Source organism: Acidovorax sp. GW101-3H11 (genome assembly GCF_001633105.1).
Classification (GTDB): domain Bacteria; phylum Pseudomonadota; class Gammaproteobacteria; order Burkholderiales; family Burkholderiaceae_C; genus Acidovorax.
This window is the reverse complement of the sequence record NZ_LUKZ01000009.1, coordinates 739,037-754,926: the sequence shown is the minus strand read 5'-3', so window position 1 is coordinate 754,926 and position 15,890 is coordinate 739,037. Positions and strand designations below refer to the sequence as shown.

Genomic DNA, 15,890 nt, shown 5'->3' with positions numbered 1-15,890 from the left:
GTCGCCGAGGGCTACTCTGGCGCGGCGCCGCCAACGGCTGGACGCGCCTGCAGGCGGGCATACAGCCCACCTTGCGCCATCAGTGCGCTGTGGGTGCCTTGTTCGGCAATGCGACCCCGTTCCATGACAACCACGCGGTCGGCGTGTTCGATGGTGGACAGGCGGTGCGCAATGACGAGCGTGGTGCGGCCCTGCATCAGGCGCTGCAGGGCGTCCTGCACCAGCCTTTCGGATTCGGTGTCGAGCGCTGAGGTTGCTTCGTCCAAGATCAGGATGGGGGCATCCTTGTACAGGGCCCGTGCAATGGCCAGCCGCTGGCGCTGCCCGCCCGACAGTTGCGTGGCGTTGTGGCCGACGATGGTGTGGATGCCCTGCGGCAGTCCCGCGACATGCCCCGCCAGGTTCGCGGCTTCCAGGCAGTCGCGCACCCGTTGTTCGTCCACCGTGGTTCCCAGTGCCACATTGGCTGCAATGGTGTCGTTGAACATGACCACGTCCTGGCTCACCATTGCAAACTGCGAGCGTAGCGACCCCAAGTCCCAGTCCTGAACGGGATGACCATCAACCAGGATGTTGCCCTCTACCGGTGCAATAAAACGCGGCAGAAGGTTGACGAGTGTGGTCTTGCCTGCACCGGACGGGCCAACAAGTGCCACGATTTCACCGGGCGCCACTTTCAGGCTGATCTGGTCCAGGGCAGGCGCATGGTCCGGCCCGAAGGACACCGTGACCCGTTCCAGCGCCAGCTCGCCCCGGACCCGATCGGTGCGGTACTGGCCGCCACTTTCGGCGCCGGTCTCGCCCAGCAGGGCCAGGCCGCGCTCCAGCGCCGCCACGCCGCGCGTGATGGGGCTGGCAACATCGGCCAGGCGCCGGATGGGGGCGATGAGCATCAACATGGCCGTGATGAAGGCGGCAAAGCCCCCCACCGTGACACCCTTGGCATCCACGGCCCCACGGCTCTGCCAGAGTGCAATGCAGATCACCACCGACAGTGCGGCTGCGGCGAGCAGCTGGGTCAGTGGCGTCATGGCTGCGGATGCAATCGTGGATTTGATGGCCAGCCGCCGCAGGCTGTGGCTGAGGCCCTCAAAGCGCCGGGCCTGGCTCTCCTGGGCACCGTGCAGCCGAACCATGCGGTGAGCCAGCACGTTTTCCTCCACCACATAGGCCAGTTCGTCCGTGGCCTGCTGGCTGCTTTTGGTGAGGTGGTACAGCCGCTTGGACAGCGTCTTCATGATCCAGGCCACGCCGGGCACCACCACTGCCACGATCAGCGTCAATTGCCAGTTCAGGTAGAGCAGGTAAAACAAGAGTGCGACCAGCGTGAATCCGTCGCGCGAAATCCCCATCAGCGCCTGCACGAGCAGTGTTGACCCGGTCTGGACTTCATAGACCACGGTGTTGGACAGCGCACTGGCGGATTGGCGGCTGAACAGGCCCATTTCTGCGGCAAGCACCCGTTCAAACAATGAAGTACGCAGGGTAAGCATGCCTTCATTGGCGATGCGCGCGAGGGCGTACTGGCCCACGAACTGGGCAAGCCCGCGCACGAAGAAGATCCCGAGAATGGCCAGTGGAACCATCCACAGCTGCAGGCTCCCTTGGGTGAACCCTTGGTCCAGCAGGGGCTGCAGCAGGGCAGGAATCAGGGGCTCGGTCACTGCCCCCACGAGGGTGGCAACAATCGCCAGGCCCCAGGCCAGCCGCTGGCCGCCGAAATAGACGGACAGCCGCTTCAGGCGCGTGGTCAGGCTGGCGGGTGGCGAGGAGGGGGCGTTGGCAGGCGTAGAGCCCGTGTCGGTGGCATGCATGTGGCCCGGATTCTAAGGTTGTGCTTCTTGGGGCCGCAGTCTGCGCCCAAGGCGCATACCCGGCCCAACCGGATATGGTGCACATGAAGCACATGTGGAGGCACAGTTTGTCACAGGGGGTTTACCGCTGTGTGTACCATTCAGGGTTGCCCTTCGGCATTTGTTCGGCCACTGCTGGATGCCAATGACCACAGATCGAATCTCCAAACACCTCTCCTTTGCGGCTTCGCCGCTTCCCTTGCGCCGCCAGCTTTTGGCCGCGCTCATTGCAACCCCCTCCCTTCCGGCCCTGGCGCAGTTTCGCGTCGAGGTGACGGGCGTGGGTCTCACCCAGTTGCCCATCGCCATTGCCTCCTTCCGGGGCGAGGCACAAGCCCCCCAGAAGATTGCGGCCATCATCCAGGCCGATCTGGAGCGCAGTGGCCAGTTTCGCGCCATCGACGCTGCGGGCGCTGCACTGGACGAAACCGCCCGTCCCGATGTAGCGCTGTGGCGGCAAAAAAGTGCCGACTCGCTGGCCACGGGCAGCGTGACGCGGCTGGCCGACGGGCGTTTTGATGTGCGCTTTCGGCTGTGGGACGTGGTCAAGGGGCAGGACCTGGGAGGGCAGAGTTTTGTCGTGACCCAGGGCGACCTGCGCTTGGTGGCACACCGCATTGCCGATTTCATCTACGAAAAGCTCACGGGCGAGCGCGGCGTTTTCTCAACGCGTATCGCCTATGTGACCAAGACGGGCCCCCGTTACAGCCTGTGGGTGGCCGATGCCGATGGCGAGAACGCGCAATCGGCTCTGTCGAGCCCGGAGCCCATCATTTCCCCCGCCTGGTCGCCCAATGGAGGGCAGCTGGCCTATGTGTCCTTCGAATCCCGCAAGCCGGTGGTCTATGTGCACGACGTGGCGTCAGGCCGTCGCCGCCTGATTGCCAACTTCCGGGGCTCCAACAGTGCGCCTGCCTGGGCACCGGACGGGCGTTCGCTTGCGGTGACGCTGAGCCGCGACGGTGGCTCGCAGCTCTACACCATCGACGCGAATGGCGGCGAGCCTCGTCGCCTGATGCAGAGCTCCGGCATTGACACCGAGCCGGTGTTCTCGGGCGATGGCCGCAGCATCTTTTTTGTTAGCGACCGTGGTGGCGCCCCCCAGATCTACAMGGTGGGTACCTCGGGCGGCAACGCCGAGCGCGTAACCTTCACGGGCACCTACAACATCTCGCCCACGGTGAGTCCGGACGGGCGCTGGCTGGCCTATATCTCCCGCGTGGGCGGTGCTTTCAAGCTGCACGTGATGGACCTGTCCACAGGCACCGTGAATGCCGTGACCGACACCATGGCCGACGAAAACCCCAGCTTTGCCCCGAACAGCCGCCTCATCGTGTACGCCACCCAGCAGCAGGGGCGTGAGGCACTGATGACCACCACGCTGGACGGCAAGATCAAGGCCCGCCTTGCAGGGCAGGCGGGCGATCTGCGCGAACCCGACTGGGGTCCGTTTCAAAAGCAATGAACTTATCGACATTTTCAGTTATCAAGCCTTCAGGAGAAATTTGGATGATCAAACGTTTTACCCTTGCCCTTACCGTTGTTGCGCTGGTCGCCGGCTGCAGCTCTGGTGTGAAGCTGGACGATGTTCCCGTCGAAGACAAAAACGCAACGTCCACCATGGGCGGTGCCAACAGCGGTGCCAACTCTGGCAATACGTCTCAGAGCGGCGTGGCCGGTGTGGATCTGGGGCAATCCGGCCGCGATGGCGCTGGTCCAGTGGGCGTGGCGCGCATCGTGTACTTCGACTACGACAGCTATGTCATCAAGCCCGAGTTCCAGTCCGTGATCGAAGCGCATTCCCGTTTCATCAAGGCAACCCCCAACCGCAAGGTCATGATCGAAGGCCACACCGATGAACGTGGCGGTCGCGAGTACAACCTGGCACTGGGCCAGAAGCGTGCCGAGGCTGTGCGCCGTTCGCTGGGCCTGCTGGGCGTACCGGACAGCCAGGTGGAGGCTGTGAGCTTTGGCAAGGAGAAGCCCGCAGCCCAGGGCGGTACAGAAGATGTGCACGCGAAGAATCGCCGTGCTGAACTGTCCTACCGTTGATGCGAACCGCTGCCGTGGTGTTCCCTCTTCGGCTCTTGGCGGCTGCCGCGTTGTCGGTGGCCTTGCTGCCCTCGGCCCAGGCGGCCATTTTTGAGGATGGCGAAGCACGCCGGGCCATCCTGGAAATGCGCCAGCGTGTGGATGGTCTGCAAATGTCCAGCCAGCGCTCTGCCGAGGAGCTGCGCAAGCTGGGTGAAGAAAATGCCCAGCTGCGCCGCAGCCTTCTGGATCTGCAGACGCAGATAGAGACCCTGCGGGCTGAGCAGGCCAAGCTCAATGGCCAAAACGAGCAACTGCTGCGCGATGTGGGCGACCTTCAGCGGCGCCAGAAGGACATCGCCCAAGGGGTGGATGAGCGGCTTCGCCAGTTCGAGCCCGTCAAGGTGGCGGTGGATGGCAAGGAGTTTCAGGCGGATCCTGCGGAAAAACGGGATTTCGAGGCCGCACTTGCGGTCTTCCGGTCCGGCAAATTCCCCGAGGCCAGCACGGCATTCGCGGGATTTGTGCGCCAGTATCCGCGCAGCGGTTTTGTGCCATCAGCGCGCTTCTGGCTTGGCAATGCCCAGTACGCCACGCGGGAGTACAAGGAGGCCATCGGTAACTTCAAGCAAATGCTGGCGGACGCGCCCGGCCATGCCCGGGCTCCGGAGGCCGCTTTGTCGATTGCCAACTGCCAGATCGAACTCAAGGACACGCGCACCGCACGCAAGACGCTGGAAGATCTGGTTCGCGCCTACCCACAATCTGAGGCGGCTGTCGCTGCCAAAGAGCGTCTGTCCCGCTTGAAGTAATGCCGGGCGAGATCGTTTCGCCGGGGTTGCCTTTGCCGCAAGAGTCTGAGGCTTCACTGGAGCGCCGGTTTGGTGGGTTGGCGCGGCTGTATGGCGTGGAAGGCGCGGCGAGAATCCGCTGCGCTCATGTTGCCGTCATCGGCATTGGCGGGGTGGGGTCCTGGGCTGCAGAGGCGCTGGCGCGCAGTGGCGTGGCCCAGATCACCCTGGTCGATCTGGACCATGTCGCCGAGTCCAATATCAACCGCCAGATTCATGCGCTGACAGATACGGTGGGCCAGGCCAAGGTGCTGGCGATGCGGGACCGTATTACCCAGATCCATCCGGCGTGCACCATCCATTGCATTGAGGAGTTTGTGGAGCCTGGCAACTGGCCTGGGTTGTTGACGACCCCAGTGGATGCGGTCATCGATGCCTGTGACCAGGTGCGGGCCAAGGTGGCTATCGCAGCATGGGCGCAATCTGCAGGTGTTCTGCACATTGCAGTCGGTGCTGCCGGTGGCAAGCGCCAGGCCCACAAGGTCGATGTGGATGATCTAGCCTACACGACCCACGACCCTCTGTTGGCCCAGTTGCGCTACCAGATGCGCAAGCACCACCGCGCACCGCGCGGGGGCAAGAAGATCGGTGTGACCTGCGTGTTCAGCCGTGAAGCTGTGGCTCCTCCCGATGCGTCCTGCAACATCCAGGGCGACGGCACTTTGAACTGCCATGGCTATGGCTCGGTGGTCGCGGTCACGGCCACCTTCGGGCAGTGCGCTGCTGGGTGGGTGCTCGACAAACTTGCGACAATTTCTAAGTTGGGGTCAAAAAAAGACGCTATAATCCAAGGCTTTGCAGCAGTCTGATCAGTCTGGATTGATGCAATCGGTCGGGACGTTAGCTCAGTTGGTAGAGCAGCGGACTTTTAATCCGTTGGTCACAAGTTCGAATCTTGTACGTCCTACCAAGCTACATAAGGAAACCTCGCTATCGTTTTGGTAGCGGGGTTTTTTCTTTTCCGTCGCCTGTAGGCAATCTGTAGGCAACTTGCCCAAAACAAGCCACGGTCACGGCACAGAAAAAGCACCACGGCGGCAGGCACTCGGCCACCAGCGCCAGCAAAAGAAAACCCGCTCGCGGCGGGGCTGTAGGTCGTTCTACTGGGTGGGTACTGAGTGCCCACCCTCCGCGTTGCTCTCTGCAATCGTGTACTCAGTGCCCATTTGGATGCAGCGCCAGGGTGTAACCATCGCCGTAACCATGCCTCAGTCCTGTCGGTTCAGCAGCAACTCAAGCTGCGCAGTTGGGTCGGGCGGTTGCGGTACGTGCTGGGCATCATCCAGCCCCGGCCCCTTTGGCCTTCGCCTGGGTCTGGTGGGTCGTGGTGCTGCCTCGCGCTTTCGGCTGGCGCTGTCGTCATCCTGCCCGATGTTTGCCCGCCTCTCCTGCCCCCCTTCAACACCCTGAACATCCGTCGCTGCGCTCGCTGTAGATGGTTCTCTAGATAGGTGTCCGTGTGGCGGTACAGGCAGAGCCCCAAAAACACCCCGGATAGGACCGTGGGGCGGTACAGTGGGCCCTCTCTCTGTACCGTGGGGCGGTGCAATGGGGCCATCTTTGGGACCGTGGGACGGTACAAGGGATGCGTTTTTCTCTGTACCGTGGGGCGGTGCAGGCGGGGCAATTTGCACAGGGTCTTGCAGGCGGTACGCGCCTCGCTGGAATGCTTCGGCAGTGCCTGCTTCATACCCTGGGTGTCGGTCCAGCGCACGCCATGTCACGGCATACCGGGCGGCCTTGTTCGGGCGCTGGCCCTTCACCGTCTCAAAGATGAATCCTGCGTCCAGCAGTTCGCGCTTTGCTTTGGTCAGCATGTCGTTGGAGTTCCAGCCCCTGCCTGCCATGTAGGCCCGTGACAGCAGCAGCCAGCCGTTGTTGTCCCGCGTGAACTGCCTCGCCACCTCCAGCAGCAGGGCACGGGCGTGCATGGATAGCTGGGCGTAGGCGGGACTGTCCAGCACCGCCCACGGCAGCGCCACGAACCCGCCAGCATCCCGGCCCGCATCGCCCCGGCGTAGCTTGTTGCGTCCGTTTGCCATGGCTCAGTGCTGCGCCGTGGTGCTGACTCTACGCTGTGCTTTGCTGAGTCTGGCGGCCTTCATGCGCTCCACGAAAGCGGCCTTCTCTTTTGCGTCCAGCTCCGCCATGGTTGCCTGCAAGCGCTCGGCCTCGGCAATCTTTGCGGCCATGTATTGCCCGTGCAAGGAGTGCCGGGCCATGAAAGTCAGGGCCTCACCGACAATCTCCATGAAAGCGGAACCTGCACCGCGCCGGGATGGCTTGCTGTAGGGTTCATCGCTGGCCTGCAATGCCGCCTTGATGACGTGTTGCTTGGTGATGTGCGGCCCGTAGCCACGCGCCAGGGCGTCCAGCAGTTCAGCGGCGCAGCGGTAGCCCGTGACGCACCCAGAGTAGAAGTCCTCTTGGGGAACATCAAAGCAGCGCTCTGCTTTGTATCCGCCTGCTGGGCCGACTTCCTCGGTGACAAAGGACAGAGCCCCTCGGCGCGTGCGGGTGCCGTCTGGGTGGCGGATGATGGGGTGGGCCACATGCTTGCGCAGTCGCTGCACGTCTGCCTGGGGCAGCTCAGAGAACAACGGGTGCCAAGCGTCTGCCTCGGTGGGCAGGTCAATCGTGCGCTGCCAGCCGCCAGGGAACTCCAGCAGCGCGGTCTTTCCGTATTCCCCTGTGCCCAGCGCCAGCAAGCGAATGGGCTTGGTCACCCCATCTTTGATGTGGTTGGCGGGCGTCCATGGCCCAGCGGCGGGTGCTGCGGGGGCTCTGGCCTCGGTCGGGTTGAGTGGGGTATCTGCGGGGATGAAGTACGCCATGGCTCAATCCCCTTTTCTGGTCAGGGCGTCATGGGCCAGGGCGCAGATACCGCCGAAAGTCCAGGTGTCGCCGTCAATGGTCATCCGGTCGTGCGTCTCGATGGCGCAGCCGTCATCAATGGCTTTTTCCAGCGCTGCCAGTGCCAGGCGCAGGGCCTCGCGCAATGCAGCGGCTTCGCCCTGGGGGTGGGCGTGGTGGTGAGTGCTGCTCATGGTCAGCCCTCCGCTTGCAGTTGGCCGATGGATGCCAGGGCCTGCACCAGCTTGCGGCGGGCGGCGGTGAAGTTGCCGCGCTCGATGTAGCTGGATGCAAGGTTTGCCGCATTGAAGGCGGCCAAAACGGCGGTCAGGTTGGCAGTGGGGATGGTGTCCGTGGTGGACGTGCTGGGCGCGGGTTTGCGCTCAGTGATTGCGGTCATGGTCTTGGCTCCTTCGGGAGTGGCAAGGAAAACCACCGTTTGCGTTTGAACGCGCATCAGGTGGACGGGATGTTTCAAACACGTCCGAAGCCGTGCGGCCATCCTTGCGGGTAAGCCCATCCCGCCCGAAACCATGCGGGGCCAGTGCAGACGCACCAGTCCCAGAATTTGGGCATGACAAAACCCCGCTTGTCGGTGGGGGCTGCTACCGCTTCGGATGTGGTGTTTGAACGCACCGGGCCTTTCGGCTTGGAGGAACTGTAGCACGGTCACAGGTCGTTGAGTGCAATTCGCGCCTGTAGAATCCACGCCATGTCGTAAGCCAACCCTCCTTGAGATGAACCATTGCACAGCACTAAACGTGTTGCGCTTTTCTATGCCTCAAGGAGAAGATATGCCTTACGTTCGTACAGCTCGCGCCTATGTTTGGGTCGATGCCCAAGCTACTGCAAAGCCTGAAAAATTTGTCCCCGCGCCCGAAGAAATCCGGTGGGCAAAGAATCCGCTCCCTTCACATCACGGCCTGTGCATCGGGTTCGCCGATACACCACACGGTGCCATTGTGTCCGTCAAAAGGTCATCGGGCACGTTCTGGCTCGCCGCTGACCACGTTCTCCCTCCCCGTGAACTTTCCGATTGGCTGCGCTCCGGATTTGGCGCTGTCGTGTAGCACGGCCTGCACCCGCCCCGGCTAAACTGCTGCCCGTGCCGAACCGGCGAGTTGTGTCATCCGGTTCACATACTTGGCGGTGTCCGCACTCGCGCCAGGGGCACACCCTACAACGTTTTTTGCCGTTACCATTTGCTTGCGGCTGGTTGGGGCGAGAGGGGTTTCCTTGCACCGTTCCAGAAGTCTCGACAGTGCGTGAAGTCTTGTCGGCACCGGCCCACTTTCCGTTGCGCGCAGCGCTACGCACTTTCTTTTTGTCGCTTCCAGGCGGGGGCGAAAAGCCTTCTCTAAAGCCTTTCATCAAGCCTTTTGCCGGTCAGGCAAATCCATCCGCGACAAAGATTAAGGGCACTCACCGGAGGGACAGCAGCGCACAGAACAAGCTGTGAATTCCCCTCATCCTTTAACCGCAGAAGCGGCAAATCCGGAAGCTGATTTCCCGGATGCTCGGTGAGGCCGTGAAAAGTGTACCCGCCAAACCTCAAGGTCTCCGCAGAAACACTTCCCGCAATCGCGCCAGCAGACCACGCCTTAGCGGGTTTCGCTTGTACCAATCCGGGTCGTACCGGGTGTCGTTTGGCGGAACGTCAGACTTGCGACTCGCAGGGCCGTAATTCCAGTGAGTCACTGCCTCTGCTGGCTGAGGGCTACGGCCTTCGCTGGTAGGTTCGAGTGGCATAAAAGCTAAGGAAAACTAAGCGTCGCAGGCACTGTAACGCAGCACCCGCAAGCATTGCGCTTTTCAGTGGTAACCGGCCTGGTAACCAACACGGTGATGCACCCTTGCGGAAATCTTGGGGTGGGGGGTGTTACGCCCATCGAATTCATGGATACCTGTATGGATACCAGCCTCGCGCGCGTGTGCGTACTGGTCCCTGAGCAAGCAGCCTCACGCGCGCGCGTATTGTTCTGAAAACTCAGGGCTGCTGCCATCGTTGCGCTTTTTTTGCGCCTTCGTCACACAGCACCAGACAACTTTGGTGCGGTCGTGACTGACGACCACACCATCCGCGCGTGCTAACTTTTTGCTGACAAGGTGGAATGTGGGGTTTTGACAGGTCCAAACGCTCGGCAATATGAGGTTTTCTGAGGTGCTGTCGCAGCCACGCACTAGAGCCCCTGCAAGGCTTCCGGCTGGGTAGGCATTGGCGGGCGCGGAAAGGGCCTTCCTGCGGCCTCCCAAGCCCCTTGCGCACGAAAGTAGGCGTCCACGTAGCTGCGCCATATGCGGCGTCGTTCTGCATCGGTCATGTCCAGCCTCTCAAAGCAATGAAGCCTGGGCGGCAGGTGCACTGGTGCACTCGGGCGGCGTGGTCTGTTGTTGCGGGCCTTCGCCAAAGCCTTCGGGTAAGCCTTCCTCGAAGTCCGCGCACCACTCGCCCGCCAGGTCTTGCAGCGCCCGTAGCTGGGTCGTTTCATAACTCAGGTCGGCGTGCGCGTGGTCGCTGTGATTTGCCATCCAGTCGGCCAAGTTGTCGATACGGTCGCGCAGTCCCACCATGCGGCGCTGCAATGTGGCGATGGTCTTTGCCGCACGGGTGTCGCTGGCGATGATGCCGAACCGTTCGCAGACTGCGCGAAGCTGGAACGGGTGAACCAGAATCGAATGCGGTTCTTCAATCCCGTCTTGCTGGGTCAGGAGGATGGCTGTTCCGTGGTCGTCATTGACCTGCTCCGCGCACAAGTGGTGGTGGGTCAGTTTGGTGGTCATGGTGGTGTCAGTCGTTCCAAGCGTGCAGGTCTTGGGCTTCGCTGCGGTCAACATGCCGGTCGTCGTCTGGGTCGGCCAGCACGGGCAAGGGCTTGATGGCGTGCCGGGTGGTTGCGGCCTCCTGGGCGGCCCGCGCCACGCTCAAGCGGTGGTGGCGTCCGGCGGCGGTCTTGCCGACCCGCACAGCACCAGCACGGCCAATCTTCGGCAGAGCCATCGCACGGATGCCGACACGCTGCCAAAGCTCGTCCAGCGATTCGATGACGTTGCGCTTCCCGATGCCATCAGCACCAGCGCCCGAACTGTCTTTGTGGGCCGGTTCTGGCATCGCTGGTGCTCGGCCTGGGCGGGATGCGGGGGCGGTTTTGAGGGTGGTTTTTGAGTCAATCCCTACACAGGATAGGGATTGGATTTTTTCACCCTGTTTTTCAATCCCTATAGGGTTTGCTTTGCTGCTCATCGTGGTTCCTTCAATCCCTATAGGGTTTGGCTCGGCCTGGGTTTGGCGGTCTTTTTGGGCGCTCAGTTCAATCCCAAGCGCACGCACGGCGGCGGTCGGGTCGCGCTCGATGGCAGCCACCAGCACCGGCCACAGCGGGCCATTGACGGCAGGGAGCCCCATCGCCTCACAGCGGGCCATGACGGCGGTAACTGCCCAGCGTTTGGCCTGTCCGCGCAGCTTGGCCGACTCGCGCTGCAATCCGGCAGGCCCGGCCACCACGTTGAAAAAGCTCTCGCGCAGTTGCAGCAGCTTGGGGCGCTCCACGGGTTTGCCTCCCGCATACACGCCATCAGCCAGCGGCAGCAGCAGAATGTGAAGGTGCGGCGCATGCTCGTCGGCATGGCTCACGGCAGACAGCAGCGGCATCGGTAGAGCCCCCGTCAGCCAGGCAAGGCAGCGGTCAAAGTAGGCGGCAGGGTCAACCCCGGACGATGGCGGCAGGCTGAAAACAAACTCCAGTGCCTGAACGTGGTCACGGCGCATGGTGTCAGGATTGAGCCCAGCAGCAGCCAGCAAAGACACGGCCAGGGCCTGCACCTGGGCGGCATCGGTGGGCCCGGCCAAGATGGCATTGGTGGCGCTGCGGCCTGGGTCAATCCGGCCCACACTGCCCATCTCGGCCTGAATCTCGCGCAGGTTGTGGCGGGCGGCGGTCAGCAGGTCGCAGGGCTTGCGCCCGTTGACCTTGCTCATGCCGATGGTCTTTGCCGCAAAGTAGGCAACATCACCGGCCATGTCAGGGCCCCACCTTTTCGCGTGCCGTGCGGGTGCGATACGTCAAGTCGCCCTTGATGATTGCCAACAGGTCGTGACGGTGGCGCGGTGTCATGGTCGGCAGCTCGGCCAGTAACTCGCGCTGTGCATCGTGCGGCAGTGCCTTTGCCAATGTCTCGCAATGCTTCATTGCGAGCACTCCGTCATGAGCAGCCTTGACCAGCTCGGCACAGCCATAACGGTGAACGGCGGCAGCTTGGAACAACAGGCGGCGCGACACGCCTGTACTGTCGGCCAGTTGCTGCATGGTCGGGTGCATTGGTGCACTCATGCTTCACCCCCATTCATGCGCCGGGCCTGCCATTGGTGGAGCTTGCGGCGGTCGGCTAGGGTCAGGAAGTACACGCCAGGACGGCAAATGAATCCATCACGGTCAACAAAGTTGATTCGCTTGCATGGCACCTCAAGCCCACGGCGGCGAAGCTCTGCCACCAGTTCCGGGCCATTGCTGCAACCCGCTACGGTGTCTAAGTTTTCGCGTGGCAGGGGACGGCGCAACAAAGCGGTGATTGCACGCAAGTGACGTGGGTTGTCTGTGCCGGTAAACTTCGCGCTGTTCGGGGCGCTCGGGTTTTCTTTGGAAGGCTCGGGCGTTTTCATTTGCAGCCCTCCACCTTGCGAAACCAGCGGGACGGGGCGGCGCACCACAGTGCCAGCAGCAGGTGATTGACGGCGGCGGTCATGATTGCACCTCCACTTCAGCGGCCAGCGCCAGCAGCTTTGCAGCCACATCGCGCAGGCCGTCAGGCCCGATGGGCAGGGAAACGGCGGTGCCATCGCTGGTGCAGGCGGTCAGCAGGCCATAGCCAACCGTGATTTCGTGCCCGTCCGGGTGGGCGTAGATGGTGGCGGTGCTCATACTGCCACCCCCAGCGCAGCGCGTATGCCAGCCACCGGCCAGGCAAGACGGCCATTGATGCGCACGGGGCGCAGACCAGCATCAAAAGTTTCGGCGCAAGCCCAGCCGCGCAAAGTCTGCGGGCGGCGGTTCAGGTAGTACGCAGCCTGTTCGGTCGGCACCGTGGGGCGGTTGACCAGTTCCAGCGGAGGGAACTGTTGGGGCTCAGTGGCAGCGCGGCGGGTGTCGGCGCTGTGTTGGATTGCTTGCATGGTTCGCTTTCCATTCCAGCATCGCGGGCCTTGCGTTGTGCATGGCGTCCGGGCTAGGAATGAGCGAATTGCAAATTTCCGGGGTTTGCGCGCTGTCACCCCGGAATTTGAATGCCTTTTGAAATCAAGCGGTTATGTGGATTGCGGTGGCAAAACGCGGAATTAATTCCCGGAAATTCAACGGCTTCACTTGGCATCGTTGAACATCTCGTAATGCTCATTCCAAGCAGCACGCCAGGGCTCTAATACCGGGTTGCTTTTGAATCGCTTGTTCAACGTTTCAAGCGTACTTTGCCTCGCTGGGCCGCTTCCCCTGTCGTGTATCAGTCGCGCCAGTGTTGCCGGGCACCAAAGACTTGTTGCTCCACCAGCAGCGCCTAATGCCACCCGAGCAGGCTGTAGCCACTTTGTGCCACTCAGTCGCCTCGGCCAGTTTTCAGCGGTGTATGGCAATCCATCGAAAATCACTGCAATCTGTGCTGTTGCAAGGCCATTGCTCGGCTCGCTGCTGGCGCTCTCGGCCACCTCTGGCGCGGTCGCTGCGGCCTGGGTCTGATGGCCTATCTCATGTGGTGGGTCGGCCTTGCCAACAGGACCGAAGTCATAGCAAGACTTGAGTCCACATTCGGCCATCAAGGTGAGGAATCTGTGGAGGTCACCGCGGCTGACGACTTCGCCTGCTACGTCTGCGAGGGCGGGGAATGGCGGCAGAGAGCCATCTTCATTCAAGATACCCTCCAAAACAATACTCTTGGGGCGTTCGGGGTTCTTTTTCTGGAAAAACCACTCGTAGTAAGCCCCGGCAAGTTTTATGAGAATAGGCCTCGCTTGAGGCGGCAATTCCTCACTTATTGGGTGCCGTTTTGAAATTGGCATAACGCCGGCAATCAAACACGCCGCCTCATGCAATCGAAAGCTGGACGCCCAGTTCCAGGCAGTGAAATCCATGCGCATTCCTCCCGGATGCTGCTCCACTGATAGGAGCCCCAGCAGGCCAGCGGGAGGAACCGGCTTTTCGGCAGGATTGCGGCCCTGCCTAGCTGGGGCGAAACTGTCAGGCGTGTGCGGCCTCGTGCCCCTCCACAGCCATGCGCGCAATGAATCCTGAGCGGGTTTCACCAGCACTGCGGGCGCGGGCGTCCAAGCGGTGCAGGACGCGGCGGGGCAGACTGATATTCACCCGCTCAAGCGTGTCGTCCAGCATGGCCGGGTCAACCTTCACCAGGGCCCACAGCCAGCCCTCAAACTCAGGATGGGCAGCGCGAAGGGCCTCGATGTGCGACGGTGCAGGAATGTCCTGTCCGTCATCAATAGCTGCCTCAATCCATCCGGTGATAGCGTCCTCGGCCTTAATCATGGCTTCTTCCAGCGTGTCGCCCGCTGAAAAGCAGCCGGGCAGGTCAGGCACGACAACGCCCCACGCGGTGGCGTCATTTCCGGGTTCGATGGCAATGGGGTAGCGCATGGGTGTCACCTCTCAAATACCGGCCTGCCGCCGGATGGCTTTGACCAGCCCTTGCCCCAAGTCTTTCTTGGGGTGCGGCACCACTACGATGCCTTGGCGGCTCGGGTGCTTGAAGATGTGGTGCGAGCCGTTCACCCGGTCAAGTTGCCACCCGGCACGCTGCATGTCTCGTATCAGGTCGGCGCTGGTCATTTGTGTGTATGGTACACATTGATGGTGATTGATGCAAACATAGGCGCGTTGATTACCCAGCCACCACGCGCAGCGCACCGGGCACGGCCTTGGCATCAAACTGCACACCGGCCTGCTCCAGAATCCACGCCTCGATGCGCTCATGGTGAAGGCGCAGCAGGTCAAGCGGGCGCACGGTGTAATGCTTTTCAGCGGTTGCGCTCGGCTTGTGGCCTTGAATCTGCGCCACCACGCCAGCAGGGATTTCAAGCCACTCGGTCAGGCTTTTGAAACTGCGGCGCAGGCCGTGGAATGTCAGTCCTTCGATGCCAGCCACTTTGCAGGCTGTGGCGTGGGCGTGGTGGGGCTTGGCAATCGGCCGGGCAACCTTGCCCGGCTCGCGTACAGCGCCAGCAAACACCCATTCACTGCGACGGGGTAGGGTGGTCAGCAGGTGATGCACATAGGGCGTCAGTGGAATGACGCGCTCTCCCTCCACCTTGTCGCGGATGGTCAGTCCTCGCCATTGCGTGTTCAAGTCGTTCCAGCGCATCGCCAACACCTCACCGGGCCTTGCACCGGTCAGCAGCAGGGTTTGCAGGTAGACCGATATGGCGGGGTTGCCGATGTTGCGCACGGCGGTGAACCAAGCGGGAAGCTGCTCACGCAAAAGCGCATCCTGCTTCACCCCCGCCTTACCAAGAGCATCGCGGGCGCGGCGGGTCTTGGCTGGGTTTTGTGATGGCACCACTGCGGAAAACTCAGGATGCTCGGCACACCACGCCAGAAAAGCGCGTATCAGACGCCAGGACAAGCGGGCAGGGGTAGGCCGGGTCTTGGCCTGCTCTGATGCCCATGCCTCGATAACCGGGGCGGTCAGGTCTTGCAGGCGCATCGCCATCAAGGGATGCAGCGGCCCGGCAATGGTCACGCCACGGCCACGGGTGCCCCGGTTGGCAGTCGTGCCGCCTGCACGGGCTAGCTTTTCGTGGTCTTGATAGTGGCGCTCGCCCCAGTGCGGGCGGCGGTCGGCAAGGTACACGGCCCACGCCTCGGCCACGGTGACGGCCTTCACAGCAGCAATGGCTTTCTGTGCAGCCTGGGCGGCTTGTTGCTGGCGCTCCACTTCGCGGGGGTCGATTCCACTGTCAACCAGCACTTTCAGGCGCTGCGCCTCGCCCCGTGCCTTTTCAATCGGCCAATCGGCTGCGGTGCCGATGTTCAAACGGATGGTGTTCCCGTGCAGGCGCGATTCAAACACGAAGGTCTTGCGGCCCGTGGGTGTCACGCGCAGCGCCAGGGCGGGGGTATCGGTGTCCCATAGGAATGCCTGGGACTTTCCAGGCTGGCAAGCGAAGTCAGCCACCCGGCCAGCGGTCAAACGCACCCGGCTTTTCTGTCCACTCATGGAGTCACCTGAAATCTGTAGGCAATCTGTAGGCAAATTTGGGAAATATGCCCATGTGTAAATCAACAGTGGTGAGCATTTAATCTCTCGC

Annotated in this window: 18 protein-coding genes and 1 tRNA gene; 5 read left to right on the top strand and 14 right to left on the bottom strand. The window is 62.2% G+C overall.

What is annotated here, in order from left to right:
* Nucleotides 1–11 precede the first annotated feature (11 nt).
* A complete protein-coding gene (gene msbA / locus A1D30_RS09430) occupies nt 12–1,814 on the bottom strand; it encodes a lipid A export permease/ATP-binding protein MsbA (protein ID WP_063460471.1) in 1,803 nt (600 codons plus the stop codon).
* A gap of 184 nt (nt 1,815–1,998) precedes the next feature.
* On the opposite strand from msbA, the gene tolB reads away from it, so the two are divergent.
* The 5 genes from tolB to A1D30_RS09405 all read left to right on the top strand — a co-directional run bounded on the left by tolB (nt 1,999) and on the right by A1D30_RS09405 (nt 5,645).
* Nucleotides 1,999–3,318 (top strand): Tol-Pal system beta propeller repeat protein TolB, encoded by a 1,320-nt coding sequence (tolB, locus tag A1D30_RS09425; RefSeq protein WP_063460470.1) that lies wholly within the window; start codon nt 1,999–2,001, stop codon nt 3,316–3,318.
* A 44-nt stretch (nt 3,319–3,362) separates the two neighbouring features.
* A complete protein-coding gene (gene pal / locus A1D30_RS09420) occupies nt 3,363–3,905 on the top strand; it encodes a peptidoglycan-associated lipoprotein Pal (protein ID WP_063460469.1) in 543 nt (180 codons plus the stop codon).
* Nucleotides 3,905–4,696 (top strand): tol-pal system protein YbgF, encoded by a 792-nt coding sequence (ybgF, locus tag A1D30_RS09415; protein WP_063460468.1) that lies wholly within the window; start codon nt 3,905–3,907, stop codon nt 4,694–4,696. The genes pal and ybgF overlap by 1 nt, the downstream gene beginning before the upstream one ends.
* A complete protein-coding gene (locus A1D30_RS09410) occupies nt 4,696–5,544 on the top strand; it encodes a tRNA threonylcarbamoyladenosine dehydratase (RefSeq protein ID WP_063460467.1) in 849 nt (282 codons plus the stop codon). Before ybgF ends, A1D30_RS09410 begins: the two co-directional genes overlap by 1 nt.
* Nucleotides 5,545–5,569: 25 nt before the next feature.
* A tRNA-Lys gene (locus tag A1D30_RS09405) sits at nt 5,570–5,645 on the top strand.
* Between the two features lie 1,135 nt (nt 5,646–6,780).
* Here the strand turns inward: A1D30_RS09405 and A1D30_RS09400 are convergent.
* The 13 genes from A1D30_RS09400 to A1D30_RS09345 all read right to left on the bottom strand — a co-directional run bounded on the left by A1D30_RS09400 (nt 6,781) and on the right by A1D30_RS09345 (nt 15,799).
* Nucleotides 6,781–7,569, bottom strand: coding sequence for a hypothetical protein (locus tag A1D30_RS09400; RefSeq protein ID WP_063460466.1), 789 nt, complete (start codon nt 7,567–7,569; stop codon nt 6,781–6,783).
* Nucleotides 7,570–7,572: 3 nt separating this feature from the next.
* Nucleotides 7,573–7,782, bottom strand: coding sequence for a hypothetical protein (locus A1D30_RS09395; RefSeq protein WP_063460465.1), 210 nt, complete (start codon nt 7,780–7,782; stop codon nt 7,573–7,575).
* 2 nt (nt 7,783–7,784) lie between these two features.
* Entirely contained in the window at nt 7,785–7,988 is a 204-nt protein-coding gene (locus tag A1D30_RS09390) for a hypothetical protein (RefSeq protein WP_063460464.1), read from the bottom strand.
* Nucleotides 7,989–9,919: 1,931 nt separating this feature from the next.
* A complete protein-coding gene (locus tag A1D30_RS09385; protein WP_063460463.1) occupies nt 9,920–10,369 on the bottom strand; it encodes a hypothetical protein in 450 nt (149 codons plus the stop codon).
* A gap of 7 nt (nt 10,370–10,376) precedes the next feature.
* Nucleotides 10,377–11,606, bottom strand: a complete 1,230-nt coding sequence (locus A1D30_RS09380) for a hypothetical protein (protein WP_063460462.1) — start codon at nt 11,604–11,606, stop codon at nt 10,377–10,379.
* Nucleotide 11,607: 1 nt separating this feature from the next.
* Nucleotides 11,608–11,892, bottom strand: coding sequence for a hypothetical protein (locus A1D30_RS09375; RefSeq protein WP_242421832.1), 285 nt, complete (start codon nt 11,890–11,892; stop codon nt 11,608–11,610).
* A gap of 20 nt (nt 11,893–11,912) precedes the next feature.
* A complete protein-coding gene (locus A1D30_RS24730) occupies nt 11,913–12,245 on the bottom strand; it encodes a hypothetical protein (protein ID WP_082836379.1) in 333 nt (110 codons plus the stop codon).
* 79 nt (nt 12,246–12,324) lie between these two features.
* Nucleotides 12,325–12,504 (bottom strand): hypothetical protein, encoded by a 180-nt coding sequence (locus A1D30_RS09370; protein WP_063460460.1) that lies wholly within the window; start codon nt 12,502–12,504, stop codon nt 12,325–12,327.
* Entirely contained in the window at nt 12,501–12,755 is a 255-nt protein-coding gene (locus A1D30_RS09365) for a hypothetical protein (protein ID WP_063460459.1), read from the bottom strand. Before A1D30_RS09365 ends, A1D30_RS09370 begins: the two co-directional genes overlap by 4 nt.
* 186 nt (nt 12,756–12,941) lie before the next feature.
* Complete coding sequence (locus A1D30_RS25480) at nt 12,942–13,703, bottom strand: hypothetical protein (RefSeq protein WP_131798440.1); 762 nt, start codon at nt 13,701–13,703, stop codon at nt 12,942–12,944.
* A gap of 106 nt (nt 13,704–13,809) precedes the next feature.
* Nucleotides 13,810–14,220 (bottom strand): type II toxin-antitoxin system HicB family antitoxin, encoded by a 411-nt coding sequence (locus A1D30_RS09355; protein WP_063460457.1) that lies wholly within the window; start codon nt 14,218–14,220, stop codon nt 13,810–13,812.
* A 12-nt stretch (nt 14,221–14,232) separates the two neighbouring features.
* Nucleotides 14,233–14,412, bottom strand: coding sequence for a type II toxin-antitoxin system HicA family toxin (locus tag A1D30_RS09350; RefSeq protein WP_063460456.1), 180 nt, complete (start codon nt 14,410–14,412; stop codon nt 14,233–14,235).
* A 52-nt stretch (nt 14,413–14,464) separates the two neighbouring features.
* Nucleotides 14,465–15,799 (bottom strand): integrase family protein, encoded by a 1,335-nt coding sequence (locus A1D30_RS09345; protein WP_063460455.1) that lies wholly within the window; start codon nt 15,797–15,799, stop codon nt 14,465–14,467.
* Nucleotides 15,800–15,890: the final 91 nt, after the last annotated feature.

Coding starts and splice junctions, on each gene's coding strand:
- msbA (WP_063460471.1), bottom strand. CDS start 1,814: ATGCATGCCACCGACACGGGCTCTACGCCTGCCAACGCCCCCTCCTCG.
- pal (WP_063460469.1), top strand. CDS start 3,363: ATGATCAAACGTTTTACCCTTGCCCTTACCGTTGTTGCGCTGGTCGCC.
- ybgF (WP_063460468.1), top strand. CDS start 3,905: ATGCGAACCGCTGCCGTGGTGTTCCCTCTTCGGCTCTTGGCGGCTGCC.
- A1D30_RS09410 (WP_063460467.1), top strand. CDS start 4,696: ATGCCGGGCGAGATCGTTTCGCCGGGGTTGCCTTTGCCGCAAGAGTCT.
- A1D30_RS09400 (WP_063460466.1), bottom strand. CDS start 7,569: ATGGCGTACTTCATCCCCGCAGATACCCCACTCAACCCGACCGAGGCC.
- A1D30_RS09395 (WP_063460465.1), bottom strand. CDS start 7,782: ATGAGCAGCACTCACCACCACGCCCACCCCCAGGGCGAAGCCGCTGCA.
- A1D30_RS09390 (WP_063460464.1), bottom strand. CDS start 7,988: ATGACCGCAATCACTGAGCGCAAACCCGCGCCCAGCACGTCCACCACG.
- A1D30_RS09385 (WP_063460463.1), bottom strand. CDS start 10,369: ATGACCACCAAACTGACCCACCACCACTTGTGCGCGGAGCAGGTCAAT.
- A1D30_RS09380 (WP_063460462.1), bottom strand. CDS start 11,606: ATGGCCGGTGATGTTGCCTACTTTGCGGCAAAGACCATCGGCATGAGC.
- A1D30_RS09375 (WP_242421832.1), bottom strand. CDS start 11,892: ATGCAGCAACTGGCCGACAGTACAGGCGTGTCGCGCCGCCTGTTGTTC.
- A1D30_RS24730 (WP_082836379.1), bottom strand. CDS start 12,245: ATGAAAACGCCCGAGCCTTCCAAAGAAAACCCGAGCGCCCCGAACAGC.
- A1D30_RS09370 (WP_063460460.1), bottom strand. CDS start 12,504: ATGAGCACCGCCACCATCTACGCCCACCCGGACGGGCACGAAATCACG.
- A1D30_RS09365 (WP_063460459.1), bottom strand. CDS start 12,755: ATGCAAGCAATCCAACACAGCGCCGACACCCGCCGCGCTGCCACTGAG.
- A1D30_RS25480 (WP_131798440.1), bottom strand. CDS start 13,703: ATGGATTTCACTGCCTGGAACTGGGCGTCCAGCTTTCGATTGCATGAG.
- A1D30_RS09355 (WP_063460457.1), bottom strand. CDS start 14,220: ATGCGCTACCCCATTGCCATCGAACCCGGAAATGACGCCACCGCGTGG.
- A1D30_RS09350 (WP_063460456.1), bottom strand. CDS start 14,412: ATGACCAGCGCCGACCTGATACGAGACATGCAGCGTGCCGGGTGGCAA.
- A1D30_RS09345 (WP_063460455.1), bottom strand. CDS start 15,799: ATGAGTGGACAGAAAAGCCGGGTGCGTTTGACCGCTGGCCGGGTGGCT.